General features: G+C 70.3%; 15 protein-coding genes. 6 read left to right on the top strand and 9 right to left on the bottom strand.

Annotated features, from left to right (window positions below; all coding sequences use genetic code 11):
* Positions 1 to 16 precede the first annotated feature (16 nt).
* The 6 genes from OG714_RS13915 to zapE form a co-directional block, all read right to left on the bottom strand.
* A complete protein-coding gene (locus OG714_RS13915) occupies positions 17 to 904 on the bottom strand; it encodes a PPK2 family polyphosphate kinase (protein WP_406120968.1) in 888 nt (295 codons plus the stop codon).
* 327 nt (positions 905 to 1,231) lie between these two features.
* On the bottom strand, positions 1,232 to 2,035 hold the full coding sequence (locus tag OG714_RS13910; protein ID WP_406120966.1) for a slipin family protein: 804 nt from the start codon (positions 2,033 to 2,035) through the stop codon (positions 1,232 to 1,234).
* Positions 2,036 to 2,135: 100 nt separating this feature from the next.
* On the bottom strand, positions 2,136 to 3,611 hold the full coding sequence (locus OG714_RS13905; RefSeq protein WP_406120965.1) for a SulP family inorganic anion transporter: 1,476 nt from the start codon (positions 3,609 to 3,611) through the stop codon (positions 2,136 to 2,138).
* An 8-nt stretch (positions 3,612 to 3,619) separates the two neighbouring features.
* A complete protein-coding gene (locus OG714_RS13900) occupies positions 3,620 to 4,198 on the bottom strand; it encodes a carbonic anhydrase (RefSeq protein WP_406120963.1) in 579 nt (192 codons plus the stop codon).
* Between the two features lie 87 nt (positions 4,199 to 4,285).
* On the bottom strand, positions 4,286 to 4,684 hold the full coding sequence (locus tag OG714_RS13895; RefSeq protein ID WP_406120961.1) for a hypothetical protein: 399 nt from the start codon (positions 4,682 to 4,684) through the stop codon (positions 4,286 to 4,288).
* 154 nt (positions 4,685 to 4,838) lie between these two features.
* Entirely contained in the window at positions 4,839 to 5,945 is a 1,107-nt protein-coding gene (zapE, locus tag OG714_RS13890) for a cell division protein ZapE (protein ID WP_406120959.1), read from the bottom strand.
* Positions 5,946 to 5,982: 37 nt separating this feature from the next.
* Here zapE and OG714_RS13885 point away from each other — a divergent pair, with 37 nt between their 5' ends.
* The 4 genes from OG714_RS13885 (at position 5,983) to msrB (ending at position 9,313) form a co-directional block, all read left to right on the top strand.
* Entirely contained in the window at positions 5,983 to 6,777 is a 795-nt protein-coding gene (locus tag OG714_RS13885) for a pyrimidine reductase family protein (RefSeq protein ID WP_406120957.1), read from the top strand.
* Between the two features lie 154 nt (positions 6,778 to 6,931).
* A complete protein-coding gene (locus OG714_RS13880; protein ID WP_406120955.1) occupies positions 6,932 to 7,405 on the top strand; it encodes an indole-3-glycerol phosphate synthase in 474 nt (157 codons plus the stop codon).
* 98 nt (positions 7,406 to 7,503) lie between these two features.
* Entirely contained in the window at positions 7,504 to 8,892 is a 1,389-nt protein-coding gene (gene murC / locus OG714_RS13875) for a UDP-N-acetylmuramate--L-alanine ligase (RefSeq protein WP_406120954.1), read from the top strand.
* A gap of 13 nt (positions 8,893 to 8,905) precedes the next feature.
* The gene (msrB, locus tag OG714_RS13870) at positions 8,906 to 9,313 is read left to right on the top strand and encodes a peptide-methionine (R)-S-oxide reductase MsrB (protein ID WP_363095400.1); all 408 of its coding nucleotides are present in this window, start codon (positions 8,906 to 8,908) and stop codon (positions 9,311 to 9,313) included.
* Between the two features lie 6 nt (positions 9,314 to 9,319).
* Here the strand turns inward: msrB and OG714_RS13865 are convergent, their stop codons facing one another.
* Positions 9,320 to 10,336 carry a thaumatin family protein gene (locus tag OG714_RS13865; protein ID WP_406120952.1) on the bottom strand — a complete coding sequence of 339 codons (1,017 nt, stop codon included), beginning with the start codon at positions 10,334 to 10,336 and terminating at the stop codon, positions 9,320 to 9,322.
* A 199-nt stretch (positions 10,337 to 10,535) separates the two neighbouring features.
* Here OG714_RS13865 and OG714_RS13860 point away from each other — a divergent pair, with 199 nt between their 5' ends.
* Complete coding sequence (locus OG714_RS13860; RefSeq protein ID WP_406120950.1) at positions 10,536 to 12,386, top strand: sigma-70 family RNA polymerase sigma factor; 1,851 nt, start codon at positions 10,536 to 10,538, stop codon at positions 12,384 to 12,386.
* Positions 12,387 to 12,408: 22 nt separating this feature from the next.
* Here OG714_RS13860 and OG714_RS13855 read toward each other — a convergent pair whose 3' ends face one another.
* Entirely contained in the window at positions 12,409 to 13,446 is a 1,038-nt protein-coding gene (locus tag OG714_RS13855; protein ID WP_406120948.1) for a thaumatin family protein, read from the bottom strand.
* 341 nt (positions 13,447 to 13,787) lie between these two features.
* Between OG714_RS13855 and OG714_RS13850 the strand changes: the two genes are divergently transcribed.
* Complete coding sequence (locus OG714_RS13850) at positions 13,788 to 14,348, top strand: DUF3455 domain-containing protein (RefSeq protein WP_406120947.1); 561 nt, start codon at positions 13,788 to 13,790, stop codon at positions 14,346 to 14,348.
* A 105-nt stretch (positions 14,349 to 14,453) separates the two neighbouring features.
* Here OG714_RS13850 and OG714_RS13845 read toward each other — a convergent pair whose 3' ends face one another.
* Positions 14,454 to 16,595 carry an AAA family ATPase gene (locus OG714_RS13845; RefSeq protein ID WP_406120945.1) on the bottom strand — a complete coding sequence of 714 codons (2,142 nt, stop codon included), beginning with the start codon at positions 16,593 to 16,595 and terminating at the stop codon, positions 14,454 to 14,456.
* Between the last annotated feature and the right edge of the window lie 229 nt (positions 16,596 to 16,824).

Raw genomic sequence — 16,824 nt, 5'->3', positions numbered from 1 at the left:
CCGTACCGGTCCCCGCTCAGCCCGAACTCAGCAGCTGCTCCCGGCACTTGGCCACGTCGAAGTCCGCCTTCGGGTACTGCGGATCCAGTGCCGTCAGGTGTTCCAGGAGCAGGCGGCTGATCGCCCAGTTGCGGTACCACTTGCGGTCGGCCGGGACCAGGTACCAGGGGGCCTCCGGCGTGGAGCAGCGGTCGAGGGCGATCTCGTACGCCTGCTGGTACGCGGGCCAGAGCGCGCGTTCCGCGATGTCGCCGGGGTTGAACTTCCAGTGCTTGTCCGGGTTGTCGAGCCGTTCGAGCAGGCGGCGCTGTTGCTGGTCGTAGGAGATGTGGAGGAAGCACTTGACGACGGTCACGCCGTCGTCGGTGAGGGATTTCTCGAAGCGGTTGATCTGGGTGTAGCGGTCGTTGATCTCGCGGTGCGGGGCGAGTTCGCGGACGCGGCCGATGAGGACGTCCTCGTAGTGGGAGCGGTCGAAGATGCCGATCTCGCCGGGGTGCGGGAGGGCCCGCCTGATCCGCCAGAGGAAGTCGTGCTTCCGCTCCTCCGGTGTGGGTGCCTTGAAGGCGCTGATCCGGCAGCCGGAGGGGTTGAACAGGCCGATGACGTGCTTGACCGTGCCGCCCTTGCCGCTGGTGTCCATGCCCTGGAGGACCAGGAGCAGGCGGCGCCCGTCGCCGGCCGTGCTCGCCGCCCACAGGCGTTCCTGCAGGTCGGCCAGGTCTTCGCCCATCCGGGCGGTGTCCTTGAGGCCGGCGGCCTTGTCGGCGGGGCCGCCGGGGGTGGCCGTGGCGTCGTAGGAGGAGAGGTCGACCGGTCGGCCGGCGGGAACGCGCAGCAGCTCGGTGAGGGCGGGCGGCCTGCTCTTCTTCCCGTTCTCGCGCTTCGCGCCCTTCTTGGTCATGGGACACCCCTTCGGTCGGCTCCCTCGATCCTCCGGCGCGGGGGCGGGGCCCGCCAGTCAGCGACGGTGACGGCGACGGTGACGGCCGGTCGGCGTGCCCGACGCGAGGTGTGTCGTGCGTCGTCGTCGGGGTAGGAGCGGTTCGCCGGCCCGCCCGCGCAGGCCGCTGGCGGTGTCACCTGCTCGCCGTCGCGCGGGAACGTGCCGTACCCGTACCCGTACTCGTGACCGCGATTCGCTGGGGGGGGTGCCGGGCGCGGACGAACCACCCCCGTCCCGCCCGCGGCCGGCGACGGCGATCGTGAACTCCGGGCGCAGGACGGCGAGTTACTGCTCGACGCCGGGCGGCGGCGCGGCCGGAGGCGGTTGTTGAGGTTGTGCCCGCTCCAGGAAGCGCAGCAGTTCGACCGGGAAGGGGAGCACCAGCGTCGAGTTCTTCTCGGCCGCGACCGCCACCACCGTTTGCAGCAGGCGGAGTTGGAGTGCGGCGGGCTGTTCGGACATCTGCTCGGCGGCCTCGGCGAGTTTCTTCGAGGCCTGCAACTCGGCGTCCGCGTTGATGATCCGGGCCCGGCGTTCGCGGTCGGCCTCGGCCTGCCGCGCCATCGACCGCTTCATCGTCTCGGGCAGCGACACGTCCTTGATCTCGACCCGGTCGATCTGCACACCCCAGCCGACGGCCGGGCTGTCGATCATCAACTCCAGCCCCTGGTTGAGCTTTTCGCGACTGGAGAGCAGATCGTCGAGGTCGCTCTTGCCGATGATCGACCGCAGTGACGTCTGGGCCATCTGTGAGACCGCGAAGCGGTAGTCCTCGACCGTGACGATCGCGTCGGCCGCGTTGACGACCTTGAAATAGACGACCGCGTCCACCCGGACCGTCACGTTGTCGCGGGTGATGCCCTCCTGTGCGGGCACCGGCATCGTCACGATCTGCATGTTGACCTTGCGGAGCTTGTCCACGAACGGGACGACCATCGTGAAGCCGGGTGCCCGCACCTCGCCGGCCACCCGCCCGAGGCGGAAGACGACCCCGCGCTCGTACTGCTTGACGACCCTGGCCGCCGCGGCGACGTACACCACGCACGCGGAACCGGCCGCCGCGCCCGCCACCAGCAGTTCCTGGAGCATCCTGACCTCCTTGCGGAGAGGTCGCTTTGTCTGCTCCTGCAAGGGTATGCCCGGTGCCTGCTCCGGGGCCACGATCACTCCGGAGCAGGCACCGCCGCCGCTACTTCACGGCTGTGACCTCGATCGCCGTGACCTTCACCGGCTCGGTACCGGCCGCGCTGTGCCGCTCCGCCCAGTTCTCCAGGGCCGTACGGCAGGCGTGGTCGAGGTGGTGCAGGCCGGAGAGGTGCAGTTCGACCGGCCGGTCCTGGGGGAGCGCCTCCAGGCTGTCGAGGATCTTCGGCAGCCGCAGGAAGGTCGCGTTGCCCGACAGGTACGCCTGCACCGGGCCCGCGCCCTTGTCGACGACCTCCAGCTTGATGTGCGAGGCCTCCCACGCCGTCTTCGCGACGGCCAGCGCGAGGCCGATGAGGACGCCCTCGAACATGCTGACCGCGACGATCGACAGGGCCGTGACGACCAGGATCAGCGCCTCGCCCCGGTGCTCGCGCCACAGCGACGCGATCTCCCGGACCGGGATCAGCTTGGCACCGGCGTGCACCAGGATGCCCGCCAGGGCCGGGATCGGGATGTACGCGAGGACGTTCGGCAGCAGGGCGGCGAACAGCAGCAGCCATACGCCGTGCAGCACCCGGGACGCCTTCGTCCGCGCGCCCGCCTGCACGTTCGCCGCACTGCGCACGATCACCGCGGTCATCGGCAGCGCGCCGAGCATCCCGCACAGCGCGTTGCCCGCGCCCTGCGCCACCAACTCCTTGTCGTACTGGGTGCGTCGACCGGAGTGCAGGCGGTCGACTGCCGCCGCGCTGAACAGCGACTCGGCGGACGCGATCAACGTGAACGCGACGATCGTGCCCAGCACACCGACATGCGCCAGCTCACCGAACGAGCTCAGCGGCGGCGGCTGCAACGAACCGAGCAGCCCCTGCACCTCGACGGTCGCCACCGGCAGCCCGAAGGCGAGCGCGGCGAGCGTCGCCAGTCCTACGGCGGCCAACGGACCCGGCACCGTACGGACCTTGGCCGGCATCCGCTTCCACAGCACCAGGACGGCGATGGTGGCGGCGCCCAGCGCGAGCGAGGCCAGCGCCTTCGTGCTCCCGACGGCGTCGACGAGCGCGCCGGGCAGTTCGACTATCTTGTCCAGGCCCGAGGCGGGGGCCTTCGCCCCCGCCACCGAGTACAACTGCCCGGCGATCAGCACCAGTCCGATACCGGCCAGCATGCCCTCGACGACCGAGACCGAGATGGCCCGGAAGTAGCGCCCCAACTTCAGGACGCCCATGGCGATCTGAAGGACACCGGTGGTGAGCACGATGACTCCGAGGGCGGGCAGTCCGTACTCCCGCACCGCCTCGAAGACCAGCACGGTCAGACCGGCGGCGGGCCCGGACACCTGGAGGCTGCTGCCCCGCATGAATCCGGTGACGAGCCCGCCCACGATGCCGGTGACCAGGCCGAGTTCGGCCGGCACACCGGAGGCGACGGCCACGCCCACGCAGAGCGGGAGCGCGACCAGGAACACGACGAGGGAAGCGGCGAAGTCCTGCCGCAGATGAGGGAATTTGGTCAACATCGCGACGCTCACAGGGCCTTGAAGGTGTCGGTTGCCGGGTCGTGCGTGAGGACGGCACCGGTGTGGACCTCGTAGAACCATGCGTGCAGCGACAGTTGACGGTCCTTCAGCTTCTTCTCGATGTACGGGTACGAGCGCAGCCTGAGCAGCTGCGTCAGGACGTGGCTCTGCACGCCTTCGGACACGGCGGGGTCCTCGACCGCGCCTTCCGGCCGCGGAGTGGCGTGCGTGAGCCAGTCGCGCACGGCCGGTACGGCGGTCAGGTCGTCGCCGCGCACCAGCGCGCCGACGGCGCCGCAGTGCGAGTGGCCGCAGACCACGATGTCGGAGACGCCGAGAACCTCAACCGCGTACTCGATGGTGCACGCCTCGCTGGTGGGGTGTTGGGAGGCGTACGGCGGGACGATGTTGCCGGCGGTGCGCAGCTCGAAGAGTTGGCCGGGGCGGGCGCCCGTGATCAGGGCCGGGACGACCCTGGAGTCGGAGCAGGTGATGAACAGGACCTGCGGGGACTGGCCTTCAGCGAGTTTGGCGAACTCCTCAGGGCGTTGTCCGAACGTACGGGCGTTGTCGATGAGGGGCTGCATGAAGTGTGTACTCCTCCTGGCGCGCCCTCGGGGCGCGTCGGGCTTGCATGACAGTGTGCGTGGGGGAAGTGACTGCCTGCCCGGCTCTCAGCAGCGGAAGACCTGAAGTGCCGCCGGAGTGTGTGCTGTTGAGGATCTCGATGTGCGGTGCCGCGCCGTGCCGGGCGCCACCGACGTGCGTACGGCGGCCGGGTCCGCTGTGAGGAGCGGGCGCTCGGGTGTCTCCGGACCGCAGTCGGCGGAGCGGTAACGGTCGCGCAGGCGCAGCGGGACGGTGGGAGTCCCGGGGGCGCCGCAGTCGCGGAACGTGATCGTCTCGGCGCGCAGGGCCTTGCCGCTGAGCTTGAGACCGGGCTGTGTCTTGGCCTCCGCATGACGCACTGTGTGCGCGGGTGCGAAGGATTCCATGGATGCGAAGAACTGGAGAGCGAACAGGACGGCGGTGAGGAGCGTCACGACGGTCCGAGCCGTCTTACCTCGGAACATGCGCCCCCCTTCGGCTGGTTCGTGTTTCTAGTACAGACCAAGGCCAGGTCAACGGCTGGTCAAGTAACACGGTAACCCGGTGAAGTTGTTTGCAGGGTTAACGCAGCGTTTCCGATGTAAGAGAGCGTGAAAACCGCGCCTGGGCTGGCGTGAACTAAGCGGTTTTGACGAGGCCCTTGGCGTCCCGGGCCAGCGCGGTGAGGCGGGAGATCGCGCGGAAGTACTTCTTGCGGTAGCCGCCGTTCAGCATCTCCTCGCTGAACAGCTGGTCGAAGGGCAACCCCGAGGCCAGGACGGGCACTTCACGGTCGTAGAGCCGGTCCGCGAGGACGACGAGCCGCAGCGCGGTCGACTGGTCGGGCACCGGCTGGACGTCGGTGAGGCAGACGGCTTCCAGGTCGTCGGTGAGGGCGCCGTAGCGGCTGGGGTGGACCTTCGCGAGGTGGGCCAGCAGGTGCGGGAAGTCGTCGAGGGAGGCGCCGGCGGTGGCGTACGCCGCCTTCGTCACCTGCTCGTCCGAGAACGGGGCCGGGGCCTCGGGCAGGCCGCGGTGGCGGTAGTCGTCGCCGTCGATGCGCAGCGAGCGGAAGTGCGCGGACAGGCCCTGGATCTCGCGCAGGAAGTCGACGGACGCGAACCGGCCCTCGCCGAGCTTGCCCGGCAGGGTGTTGGAGGTGGCGGCGAGCGCGACGCCCGCGTCGACCAGCCTGCCGAGCAGGCTCGACACGAGGACGGTGTCGCCCGGGTCGTCCAGCTCGAACTCGTCGATGCACAGCAGGCGGTGGCCGGAGAGCGTCTGGACCGTCTTCTGGAAGCCGAGCGCGCCCACCAGGTTCGTCAGCTCGACGAAGGTGCCGAAGGCCTTGAGCGAGGGCTCGGCCGGGGTCGCGTGCCAGAGGGAGGCCAGGAGGTGGGTCTTGCCGACGCCGTAGCCGCCGTCCAGGTAGACACCACGGGGGCCCGCGGGCGTCTTGGCGGCCTTGCCCTTGCCGAAGCCCAGGAAGCCGCGCTTGGCGGTGCCGGCGGCGTGCGCCCCGCCGAGTCCGGCGGCGAAGGTCTCCAGGACACCGACCGCCTCGGTCTGGCTGGGCTGGTTCGGGTCCGGGATGTACGTGGCGAAGCGCACCGAGTCGAAGCGCGGCGGCGGCACCATCTCGGCGACCAGCCGGTCCGCGGGGACGAACGGCTCACGGGCGCACAGGGACAGCGGGGCCGCGTCTGCTATCGGGCTGATCCCGGAGGCGGCAGTGGAGGACGACACGGTTCACCACTCTAAGGGCCGTGCCACACTGCACGACATGCGACGCCTGTTCCCTGTGACCGACGAAACAGCAGCCCAGGCCTCGAACGGGGGCCCCGATGCGCCTGGGACGGACCGGGAGTGGGGGCTCGCCGAGCTGGCGGAGGCGTACGCCTACCCCGCCGGGAACGCCCCCTGGCTGCGCGCCAACATGGTGTCCACGCTCGACGGGGCAGGTCAGCACGAGGGCCGCTCGCAGCCCATCTCCGGTGCTGCCGACATGCGGATCTTCGGCACCCTCAGGGCGCTGGCCGATGTCGTGGTCGTCGGTGCGGAAACGGTACGCCAGGAGGGCTATCGGCCCGCACGCGCGCGTGAGGAGTTCGCGGCGGCACGCACGCGTGCCGGACAGACGCCCGCTCCCGTGATCGCGGTCGTCACCGCGAGCCTCGACCTGGACTTCGCGCTTCCGCTTTTCACCTCGCCCCTGGTGCCGACCCTGATCCTGACGGGCGCCCAGGCGCCGTCGGACCGGATCGCGGCCGCCGAGAAGGCGGGCGCCCGTGTGGTGGTCGCCGGTGACGGCGCGGGCGTCGACCCCGCACGGGCCGTAGCGGCGCTGGCCGCCCTGGGGCACACCCGGCTGCTGACCGAGGGCGGGCCGCGGCTGCTCGGGCAGTTCGTGGCCGCCGGGGTGCTCGACGAGCTGTGTCTGGCGCTCTCGCCGATGCTCGTGGCGGGGGACGCGCAGCGGATCTCCGGCGGGCCGTCGGTTAAGGTTCCCCATCGCTTCGAACTGGTGTCCCTGCTGGAAGAGGCCGGGTTCCTGTTCGGTCGTTACCGTCGGACCTGAGAGCGGGCGGAATGATCCGTTCCGTTTGTCTTTCGACGGGCACACTAAATCCGGCAGTACCCGTGCGATCACGGGGCAGGATGGTTTCCGCAGGGCCTGGACGGCCCACGGAGGAGAGAGGGCCCACGGGTCCTCGAAGGAGAAGGGGCGCCTGGTGTTCACAAGCGTACTGATGATCGAGAAGGCCCTTACGTCCGCCGACGTGGAGTTCGTCACCACCTTGCACGGTGACGAGACCGTCTCCTTCCACGTGTTGCTCCAGCCCCGCGGCGACCAGGCGGACCGCCTGCTGCGGGCCATCGACGACGTCGCCCTCGGCGAACTCGACGAGGCGGCACACGAGCGGGAGACCCCCGAGGGCAAGGACGCGGCGGCGCTCGGCGCGCAGGCGCTGGAGGTGTCCCTGACGGCCCTGCACGCGGCCGGCAGCGAGGCACAGGGGCGGCTCATCGAGGACCACCCGCTGGACGCGCTGAAGACCCTCGTGGACGAGATCGGCGCGGACGAGGTGATCGTGCTGACCGATCCCCACTACGTGGAGGAGTTCTTCCACCGTGACTGGGCCTCGCGCGCCCGTCACAAGGTCGGCGTACCGGTGCTGAAGCTGTTCTCGCACAGCAAGGAGTAGCGGCCGGCGGGTGTCCGTGATTGTCGGTGGCACCGAATAGGCTGGCCGCTGAACATCCGCCGTACCAGTACGGAACCAGCACGCACAGGGAGACACGCATGGCACCCGGCCTTCCCACCGCCATGGACCGACCGCACTTCATCGGCATCGGCGGGGCCGGGATGTCGGGGATCGCCAAGATCCTCGCGCAGCGCGGGGCGAAGGTCGCGGGCAGCGACGCCAAGGACTCCGCGACCGCCGACGCCCTGCGCTCCCTGGGCGCCACCGTGCACATCGGGCATGCGGCGGAGCACCTCGCCGACGACGCCACCTGCGTGGTCGTGTCGTCGGCGATCCGCAAGGACAACCCCGAGCTGGCGCGCGCGGCCGAGCTGGGCATCCCGGTCGTCCACCGCTCGGATGCCCTGGCCCGCCTGATGGACGGGCTGCGCCCGATCGCCGTGGCCGGCACGCACGGCAAGACGACCACGACGTCGATGCTCGCGGTGTCCCTGACCACGCTGGGTCTCGACCCGTCGTACGCGATCGGCGGCGACCTGGACGCCCCCGGTTCGAACGCGCTGCACGGCGACGGCGAGATCTTCGTCGCCGAAGCGGACGAATCGGACCGCAGCTTCCACAAGTACGCCCCCGAGGTCGCGATCGTCCTCAACGTGGAGCTCGACCACCACGCCAACTACGCCTCCATGGAAGAGATCTACGAGTCCTTCCAGACCTTCGCCGACCGGATCGTGCCGGACGGCACGCTGGTGATCTCGGCGGACCACGAGGGCGCGCGGGAGCTGACCCGGCGGGTGGCCGGCTCGGTGAAGACGGTGACGTACGGCGAGGCGGAGGACGCCGACGTACGCATCCTCTCGGTGGTCGCGCAGGGCCTCAAGAGCGAGGTGACCGTCCTTCTGGGCGGCGAGGAACTCACCTTCACGGTCTCGGTTCCCGGCCGGCACTACGCGAGCAACGCGGTCGCGGCTCTCGCCGCGGGCGTCGCGCTGGGCATCCCGGCCGCGGAACTGGCGCCCGCGCTCGCCGCGTACACGGGCGTGAAGCGGCGCCTCCAGCTCAAGGGCGAGGCGGCCGGCGTCCAGGTGATCGACTCGTACGCCCACCACCCCACGGAGATGACCGCCGACCTGGAGGCGATGCGCGCGGCGGCCTCCTCCGCGCGGCTGCTGGTCGTCTTCCAGCCCCACCTCTTCTCCCGCACCCAGGAACTCGGCAAGGAGATGGGCCAGTCCCTCGCCCTCGCGGACGCGTCGCTGGTCCTGGACATCTACCCGGCCCGCGAGGACCCGATCCCCGGCATCACCAGCGACCTGATCATCGAGGCCGCGCGCGCCGCGGGCGCCGACGTGACCCCGGTCCATGACAAGGCGGACGTGCCCGAGGCCGTCGCGGGAATGGCGAAGCCCGGTGATCTCGTTCTCACCATGGGAGCGGGCGATGTGACAGACCTCGGCCCGCGGATCCTGGACCGTCTCGCGAAGTAAGGGGCTGAGCTTCATGTCGTACGACGTCGAAAAGCCGGACGAGGAATGGCGCGCGGAGCTGAACCCGGCCGAGTACGCGGTGCTGCGGCAGGCCGGCACGGAGCCCGCCTTCGTCGGTGAGTACACCGACACCAAGACGAAGGGCGTCTACTCCTGCCGGGCCTGTGGCGCCGAACTCTTCACCTCCACCGAGAAGTTCGAGTCCCACTGCGGCTGGCCGAGCTTCTACGACCCGAAGGACACCGACGCGGTCGAACTGATCCAGGACCGCTCGCACGGGATGGTGCGCACCGAGGTGCGGTGTGCCCGGTGCGGGTCGCATCTCGGGCACGTCTTCGAGGGCGAGGGGTATGCGACGCCGACCGATCAGCGGTACTGCATCAACTCCATCTCGTTGCGGCTGACTCCGGAAGGCGAGTGACCACGGTCACTGGCCGGTCGTCCCGAAGGTGACCTTGTAGTAGCAGGCCCCCTTGCACGGCATCGTCGCCCCGTCGTCGAAGGCGTACGAGTAGGCGTAGGGGGCCGCCCGCTTGAAGACCTGGGTGTAGTCGACCGGCCACTTCGAGGGGACACAGTTGTCGCGGCCCGCCCAGGCGCCGCGGCAGCAGTACGTGTCGCCGCCGAACGCCGCGCAGGGCGGCTTGCAGCCGACGACCTGGCCGCCCGAGGTTGCCCGCATGGCGGTGGGGCAGTCGACGTCCGAGGTACAGACGCCCTTGTAGCAGCCCGAGGAACTCACCGGGTCGACGGTCGTGGTGTGCGAGATGTTGATGTACATCGGCAGGTTCGAACCGTCGACCATGCTCACGTCGTAGAAATCCATCCCGGCGTACGCGTCGAACGTGAACTCACCCAGTGTGGTGGGCGGGTTGGCGCCCTCGCACACGCTGGTGCAGTCGCCGGTCGCGCAGTGGCCGGCGGCCGTGGAGGTGCAGCGCGTGCGGCCCCAGATGCGGCCGCCCCAGTTGTTCGCCACGGTCACCGACAGGCTCTGGCCCGGGGCGAGTCGGCGGCCCTTCGGGTAGACGGCCGTGTTGGTGACGATCGCCCAGACCGTCTTCGGGGTGCGGTTGACGACCGTGATCAGGCGTTTGCCGGCGGGCGCCGTCGAGAGGTGCTGCTGCGTCGGTGCGTCCGCCTTGGCGGTCGGCTTGGGCGTGCTCTTGCCCGACGCGCCGGCCTTGGGGGAGGGCGAGGCCGAAGGCGACGGAGAGGGCGAGGCGCTGTGGCTCGGCGAGGGTGACGCGCTTCGGGACACGGCGGGGCGCGCGGCCGTGTCCTGGTGGGCCGTCGTGCGCGTGCCGTCCGTTCCGGACGGCGTCCACACGCTGTAGGCGATCAGCACGGTGGCCGCCGTCGCGACGGCGGCTGAGGCGACGTACCACCAGCGTCGGCGGTGTCGCGGTGGGCTCGCGCTGTGTCTTCTGCGTCCTCGGGCCATCGTCCTCGCGCCTTCTCGTGCGGTGCCGGATGTGTTCTTCCGTATCGGTGACCTTCTCGGCGGCGGCTCGACAACATAAATTCGGACTCGACCGGCTGATTTCTTTTGCCGTCCAGTTTTCTGTTGTCCTTGCGCGCGTCGGCGGTCTCCGAATCAGAGAGATGCCACGGCCGGACCACACGCGGAGGAACGAACGCAGATGCGCAAGAAGCCCAGGAGTGGCCCTGACACGGGCGTGGTGAGCGCCGCGTGCGCGGGTGACCGGCAGGCCCTGGATCACCTGCTGACGCAGTGCCTGCCGCTGGTCTACAACATCGTCGGCCGGGCCCTGAACGGTCACGCCGACGTCGATGACGTCGTACAGGAGACGCTGTTGCGCATGGTGCGGGGGCTGCCGAAACTGCGGGATCCCGCCGCGTTCCGGTCCTGGCTGGTGGCCATCACGATCAGGCAGGTACGGGACCGTGAGCAGGCGCGGGCCGCGGACCGTGACCGCAGGGCGCACCTGGAGGACGCGGAGGCGATCACCGACCCCGCGCTCGACTTCGCCGGACTGACCATCCTGCGGCTGGGGTTGACCGAGCAGCGCCGTGAGGTCGTCGAGGCCACGCGCTGGCTCGACCCCGACGACCAGGAACTGCTGTCCCTGTGGTGGCTGGAGGAGACCGGCGAACTCGAACGGGCCGAACTCGCCGGTGCGTTGGGGCTGTCCGACCGGCACGCCTCCGTCCGCGTGCAGCGGATGAAGAAGCAGATGGAGGTCTCGCGGGTGGTGGTGCGGGCGCTGGTGGCCGCGCCGCGCTGTGCGGAGCTGGACGAGACGGCTTCGACGTGGGACGGCACGCCAAGTGCCTTGTGGCGTAAGCGGTTTGCCCGGCACATCCGTGGTTGTGGGGTGTGCGAGGGGCTGGACGAGGGGCTGCTTCCGATGGACCGGCTGCTCAGCGGGCTGCCGCTGGTGGCGGTGCCGGCCCGGTTCGACGTGTCCCAGTTGCTGGACGCCGTCCCAACCGCCGTTCCCTCAGGGCATGGTGGAACCCGTCGGCGGCACGGGCGCCGGTCCGGCCGTATCGGCGGCAAACAGGTCGTGGGTGGTTCGGCGGCGGTCGCCGTCGCCGTGGTGGCCGCGTTGGTCGCGCCCAGGCTGACCGGGGGTTCCTCTTCTACGACGGCTGCGGCATCGCCCGCTCCCGTGGCCAGCGTTACCCCGAGCCCCACGCGCTCGGCGTCTCCGAGCAAGTCCCCGACGCCGAAGGCCAAGCCGAGTCCCTCTCCCTCGAAGCACATCGCCGCCGCTCCCGCGCACATCGCCTCCGGTGCCAAGAAGGGCGTCGGGGTGTGGACGTTCGGCGGGGTGAGCCAGGCGCTCGCCGCGAGCGGGGCGAACTGGTACTACACCTGGTCCACGCAGCACTCGGGGATCACGACGCCCTCGTCGGGGTCGTTCGTGCCCATGATCTGGGGAGCGAAGTCCGTGACCGACTCCTCGCTGGCCCAGGCCCGGCAGTACGGGCCGTATCTGCTGGGGTTCAACGAACCGGACATGGCGCAGCAGTCGAACATGACCGTCGAGCAGGCGCTGCAACTGTGGCCCAAGCTCATGGCGGCGGGCAAGATCCTGGGCAGCCCCGCGGTCGCCTACGGAGGGGACACGGCGGGTGGCTGGCTGGACCGGTTCATGTCCGGGGCCGAGGCGAAGGGGTACCGGGTCGACTTCATCACGCTGCACTGGTACGGCGGCGACTTCCGAACCCCGCAGGCCGTCGAGCAGTTGAAGTCGTACCTGGCCGCCGTGTACGCGCGCTACCACAAGCCGATCTGGCTCACCGAGTACGCGCTGATCGACTTCTCCCAGGGCACCCGCTTCCCGTCCGCGCAGCAACAGGCCGATTTCGTCACCGCGTCCACCAAGGCGCTGGACGGCCTGTCCTATGTGCGGCGCTACGCGTGGTTCGGGCTGGGCGCGGACGCGTCGAAGCCGAGCAGCGGGCTCTTCACGGACGGTACGACGACCACCGCGGCGGGCCGGGCCTTCCAGTCCGCCGACTGATCCGGCCCGGCCGCACGCGGAGTCAGGGGCTCACTCCCCAGGTGATGCGGTAACCGCACTCTCCCGAGCAGGTGAGCACGCTGGTCGCGTCGTCGTTGACGTAGGAGTAGGCGAAGGGCTCGGCCTTCTTGAACACGGCCGCCGAATCGACGGGCCAGGACGAGGGGACGCACTGGGGGCGCGCGGCGTAGGCGCCGGTGCAGCAGGTCTTGTCCGTCTTGAACACCAGGCAGGCGCTCAGACAGGCCACGACACGGCCGTTCCGGATGCGCTGGAGTTTGGTCGGGCAGGTCGCGTTGGCGTCCCGGGTGCATCCGGCGGCGGAGCAGCCGTTCGCGTCCAGCTTGTCGCGGGACGAGCCGCCGTAACTGTTGATCCACATCGGCAGGTTGTTGCCCTCGACCAGGCTGACGTCGTAGAAGTCCATGCCGTTCCAGGCGTTCAGGTTGAACTCGGCCAGCGTGGAGGGGAATTCGCCCCAGGTCGAACCGCACTGGAAGCGGCCGCAGTCGCCGGTCAGGCAGTGGCCGTCGCCGGACGCGTCGAAGGAGCAGCCGGTACGCGCCCACACCCGGACGTCCCAGTGGTCGGGGACGGCGAAGCTGAGGCTGGCCCCGGGCTTCAGCACCCAACCCGTGGCCTCCACCGGGTGTTTGGGGTCCGCCGCGATCGCGGGCCAGATCGTCTGGTCGAGGCGGTTGACCAGGGTGACGGTCCGCTTGCCGGCGGTCGCGGCCTTCGGCTGATCGGCCGCGCCGGACGGCGAGGGGCCGGCCTTGGACGGCTTCCGTGCGTCACGAGTGGGCGACGGGGAGGGCTTGGCGCTCGGCGACGACGTCGTCGTAGGCGAGGGTCCGGGGTGGGAGGCGGTGCCGGCGGTCGCCGTACTGTGCGTGGACGACGGGCCGGCGACCGTACGGTCTCCCGGGGTTCCTGACTGGGTGTGGGCCATCAGTACGGCGGTCACCACGGCGAGGCAGGTCAGGATCATCGCGGCGGCCAGGCCGACCTGTCTGTGTACCGGGCGGCGCGGGCGGGGCGCACGGCGGTGGCCCGCCACGGATCGTGCGCGCCCTTGTCGGCGGATGGACAACCGGCAACGAGGCATGTCTCAACACTCCTGTCCGTTCCCACGCTCCGCCGCGCGGCGATCCGGCCGGCGGAGCCTTCCGTAGAGGAGACCGGCGGCCCGCGTGCCGGACAACGGAAACAGGGTCGGCAATACGGACGAGGTGAGCAGCGCTGGACACAAGTCGATCAGAAGTTGGCAACCCGGCCGCGATTGTTCCGCCGTACATTGCGGCTGCGGGACCGAAAGATCATCTGATCGGCCCGGGAGTCCGGACATCCGTGACCCTGATACCCGCGACCCTGTTCAGAAATTGCTCTGGAGACACACCGATGAAGATCGCCAAACGTCTCATCCTCACCACCACGGCCATCACCGCCGTGGCCGCCGGCACGCTCGTGAGCGCGACCGTCGGCCAGGCCGCCACCCCTCAGCCGCCGCTCCGCCTCGGCGTCACCGTGCCCGACGCGCTGAAGGTCCCGGACGGCAACAAGCTCACCGGCGTCTTCTCCGCCGCAGGCGTCCAGACCTACACCTGCACCAACAGCGCCTGGACGCTGCTGGAGCCCGCCGCCACCCTGTGGGCCAAGAACGACCGTGCCAAGCGCTCTGTCGCCCTGCACTCCCGCGGCCCGGTGTGGGTGTCCACGGTGGACGGCAGCGCGGTCAACGGCTCCGCGATCGCCAACTCGCCCAAGACGGGCACCATTCCCGAGCTGCTGCTGAAGGCCACCGCCACCCGCGGCACCGGTGTCTTCGCCGGAGTCTCCTACGTCCAGCGCCTGGCCACGAGCGGCGGCGTCGCCCCCACCACGGCCTGCACCGGCACCAGCACGGACCAGGTCAGCGTGCAGTACACCGCCACGTACGCGTTCTACAAGCCCGCCAAGTAGTCCGGCAGGCAGTCCGGTAGGCGGCGACGGCAGTGGCTTCCCGAGCGATCCGGCGTGATCACGCGGGGGCCGCTGCAGTATGCGCGCGGAACTGTCGCAGGACCCTCAACTCCCTTGCGGCGGCTCCTGTTCGGCCCTGATCCGGCCGTGCACCTCCCAGTCCCACACCGTCTCGCGCACCTCGTCCAGGGCACGGGCCAGATGCCTGCGGTAGGTGCTGAACGCCAGGTTGAGCCTCCGCGCCACGGCGTCCTGCGTGGACGTCGAGTGGTACGTCAGCGTGAGTACGTCGTGCAGATGCCGGGTGCGGGGATGGGCGTTCAGCCGCTGTACGGCCTTGCCGATCAGGTCGCGCAGCGCGGTCACCGGGTCGCCCTCGCTCAGCTCCTCCACCAGCCGGCTGCGCAGCAGCGGGTTGTCGGCGAGCCCGCCGGGGTCGAGCCAGCCGCGCAGCGCCTCCCGGACGGCGGCGTCCGACTCCTCCCGACTCAGCGCCGAGACACGGGACTTGGGCTTGCCGGCCGCCACCGCAGGTACCCCGCCGTACAGGCGCGCGTCGATCCCCTCGGCCCACTCCTCCACCCGCACCGCCCGCCAGTCGTGGCAGAACAGGCCGTACCCGCGATCGGCGTGGGCGGCTCGGCGGGGCGGCTGGAACATGCCCATGTACGTCATCAGCGGTGCCCAGAACTTCGGTTCGGCGCTGACGAAACAGGACCACGCGCAGTGCTTGGCGCGCAGCAGCTCGCAGACGATCCGCATCCGCACCAGGTCCCACGACCGCGAGGGACGGTGGTGGTTCTCCTCGTGCACCATGAACCGCGCCACACCCAGGTGTTCGCCCTGGCGCGGGGGAGTCATCGCGGAGACCAGCTCCCACGCCTCCGTCAGCACGGGGTCGGCCGCCCGGGTCTCGTCGTCGAGCGCGTCTATCCTCAACCAGGCCATGAATCCGCGGAGTTGACCCGTGTCGCAGCGCCGGTGGACGTGGAACGCCTCGGGCTGGCGCTTCAACCAGTAGGCGACCGCACGGGCGTTGTGCTCGCCCTCGACCCTGTGGGTCAGCTCGATCAGCGCGGGGGCGTCCTCCGGGCGCATCGGCTGCTCGTGGACGTCGGGTTCGTCCCGGCCGCCCTGGAACTCCCGCAGCCACTGCGCCCTGGAGACGATGTGGTTGAACTCGCGGGCGGCGCGCAGGGCTTCCTTCTCCGGCGCGTCCCGGACGCGCTCCACCAGATGGCGGCGGATCGTGCGGTGCATGGCCTTGTAGCGTTCCGGGTCGCGCCAGCGGAAGTCGCTGTCCAGGGCGTCACGGACGACGTCGTAGGGGCACACCCCGAAGGGGCCCGACTTCATGAACGACAACTGCCGTAGCCAGGCGAAGAGTTCGGTGGCGTCCTCGTCGGGGAGTGCCACGCGCAGCAACTCCTCGGTGGTGTCGGCGACATGGCCACACACCTCCAGTGCCCGCCGGTGTGCGGGCGAGGGGGGTCTGCCGACCATGTGGGTCAGCAGTCGGTCGACGACCGTGCGCAGCGGGGCCCAGAAGACCTCGTCCGTCGACGAGTTGTCGTGGGTCGCGGCCTCCGCCACCAGGCGCAGGGCGAGCGGATGCCCCGCGGCGAACCGGAGGAGGGACGCGTGCAGCGCGGGGTCGGCACCCTGCGAGGTGAGCAGCGCCGCCGAGTCCGCGGGCCCCAACTCCCGTAGCGGCACGACCTGGAGGACCTCGCTCCACGCGAGGTCCGCCTTCCAGAGGGGGTCGGGTGCGTGCCGTCCGGCGACCACGACCAGGGCTCCGGCAGGTAAGCGCGGCAGGAAGCGGTCGCGTATCCACTCCTCCATGGCGCGGTAGCGCTCGAAGTCGTCGACCAGCAGGACAGCGTTGTCGCGGGCGAACACCTCGGCGGTCGCCGCCTCGAAGGCCGACGGTGAGAGCTCGACCGTACGGGCGTCGACGCCGACGACCGGCCGGCCCGCGGCGCGTGCCTCAGCGGCGAAGCGTTGCAGCAGCGCACTCTTGCCCATGCCGCCCGGGCCGTGCAGCACGATGACCATCGGAGCGCCGGGCTCGCCGGCCAACGCCCGCCGGAACAGGGCGAGTTCCTTCCGCCTGCCGACGAAGTACTGAAGGCGGGCGGAGGCGAGTCTGTCGGCCAGCCGGCCGTTTCCGGCCGATCTGCCGTGCCCGTCCGCCGAGTTGTCGTCGCCGGGGCCGGACCGCAGGGCGGAATCGTCCTTCGCCATGCCGTTCCCTTCCCCGGAGTCGACCGCTTCGGACCGCTGCGAAACCTACCGGGTCGAACCGGACGACGGGGCACGGCGGGACCTTACGCCGGTCTTACGGGCGACTCGACCGATCGCCGGAGCGACGCCGGCTGGACACCGAGCGGGACGCCGTAAACCTGCCGGGGGGCCGTCCGTGGAAACCCGTACCGACCCGCTTCTTTGTCCTATTCGTGCTCGTTGAGGAACG

The organism is Streptomyces sp. NBC_00989 (assembly GCF_045162655.1).
Classification (GTDB): Bacteria; Actinomycetota; Actinomycetes; order Streptomycetales; family Streptomycetaceae; genus Streptomyces.
Note: the sequence above shows the minus strand (reverse complement) of the source record. Positions and strands in the feature narration are given on the sequence as shown.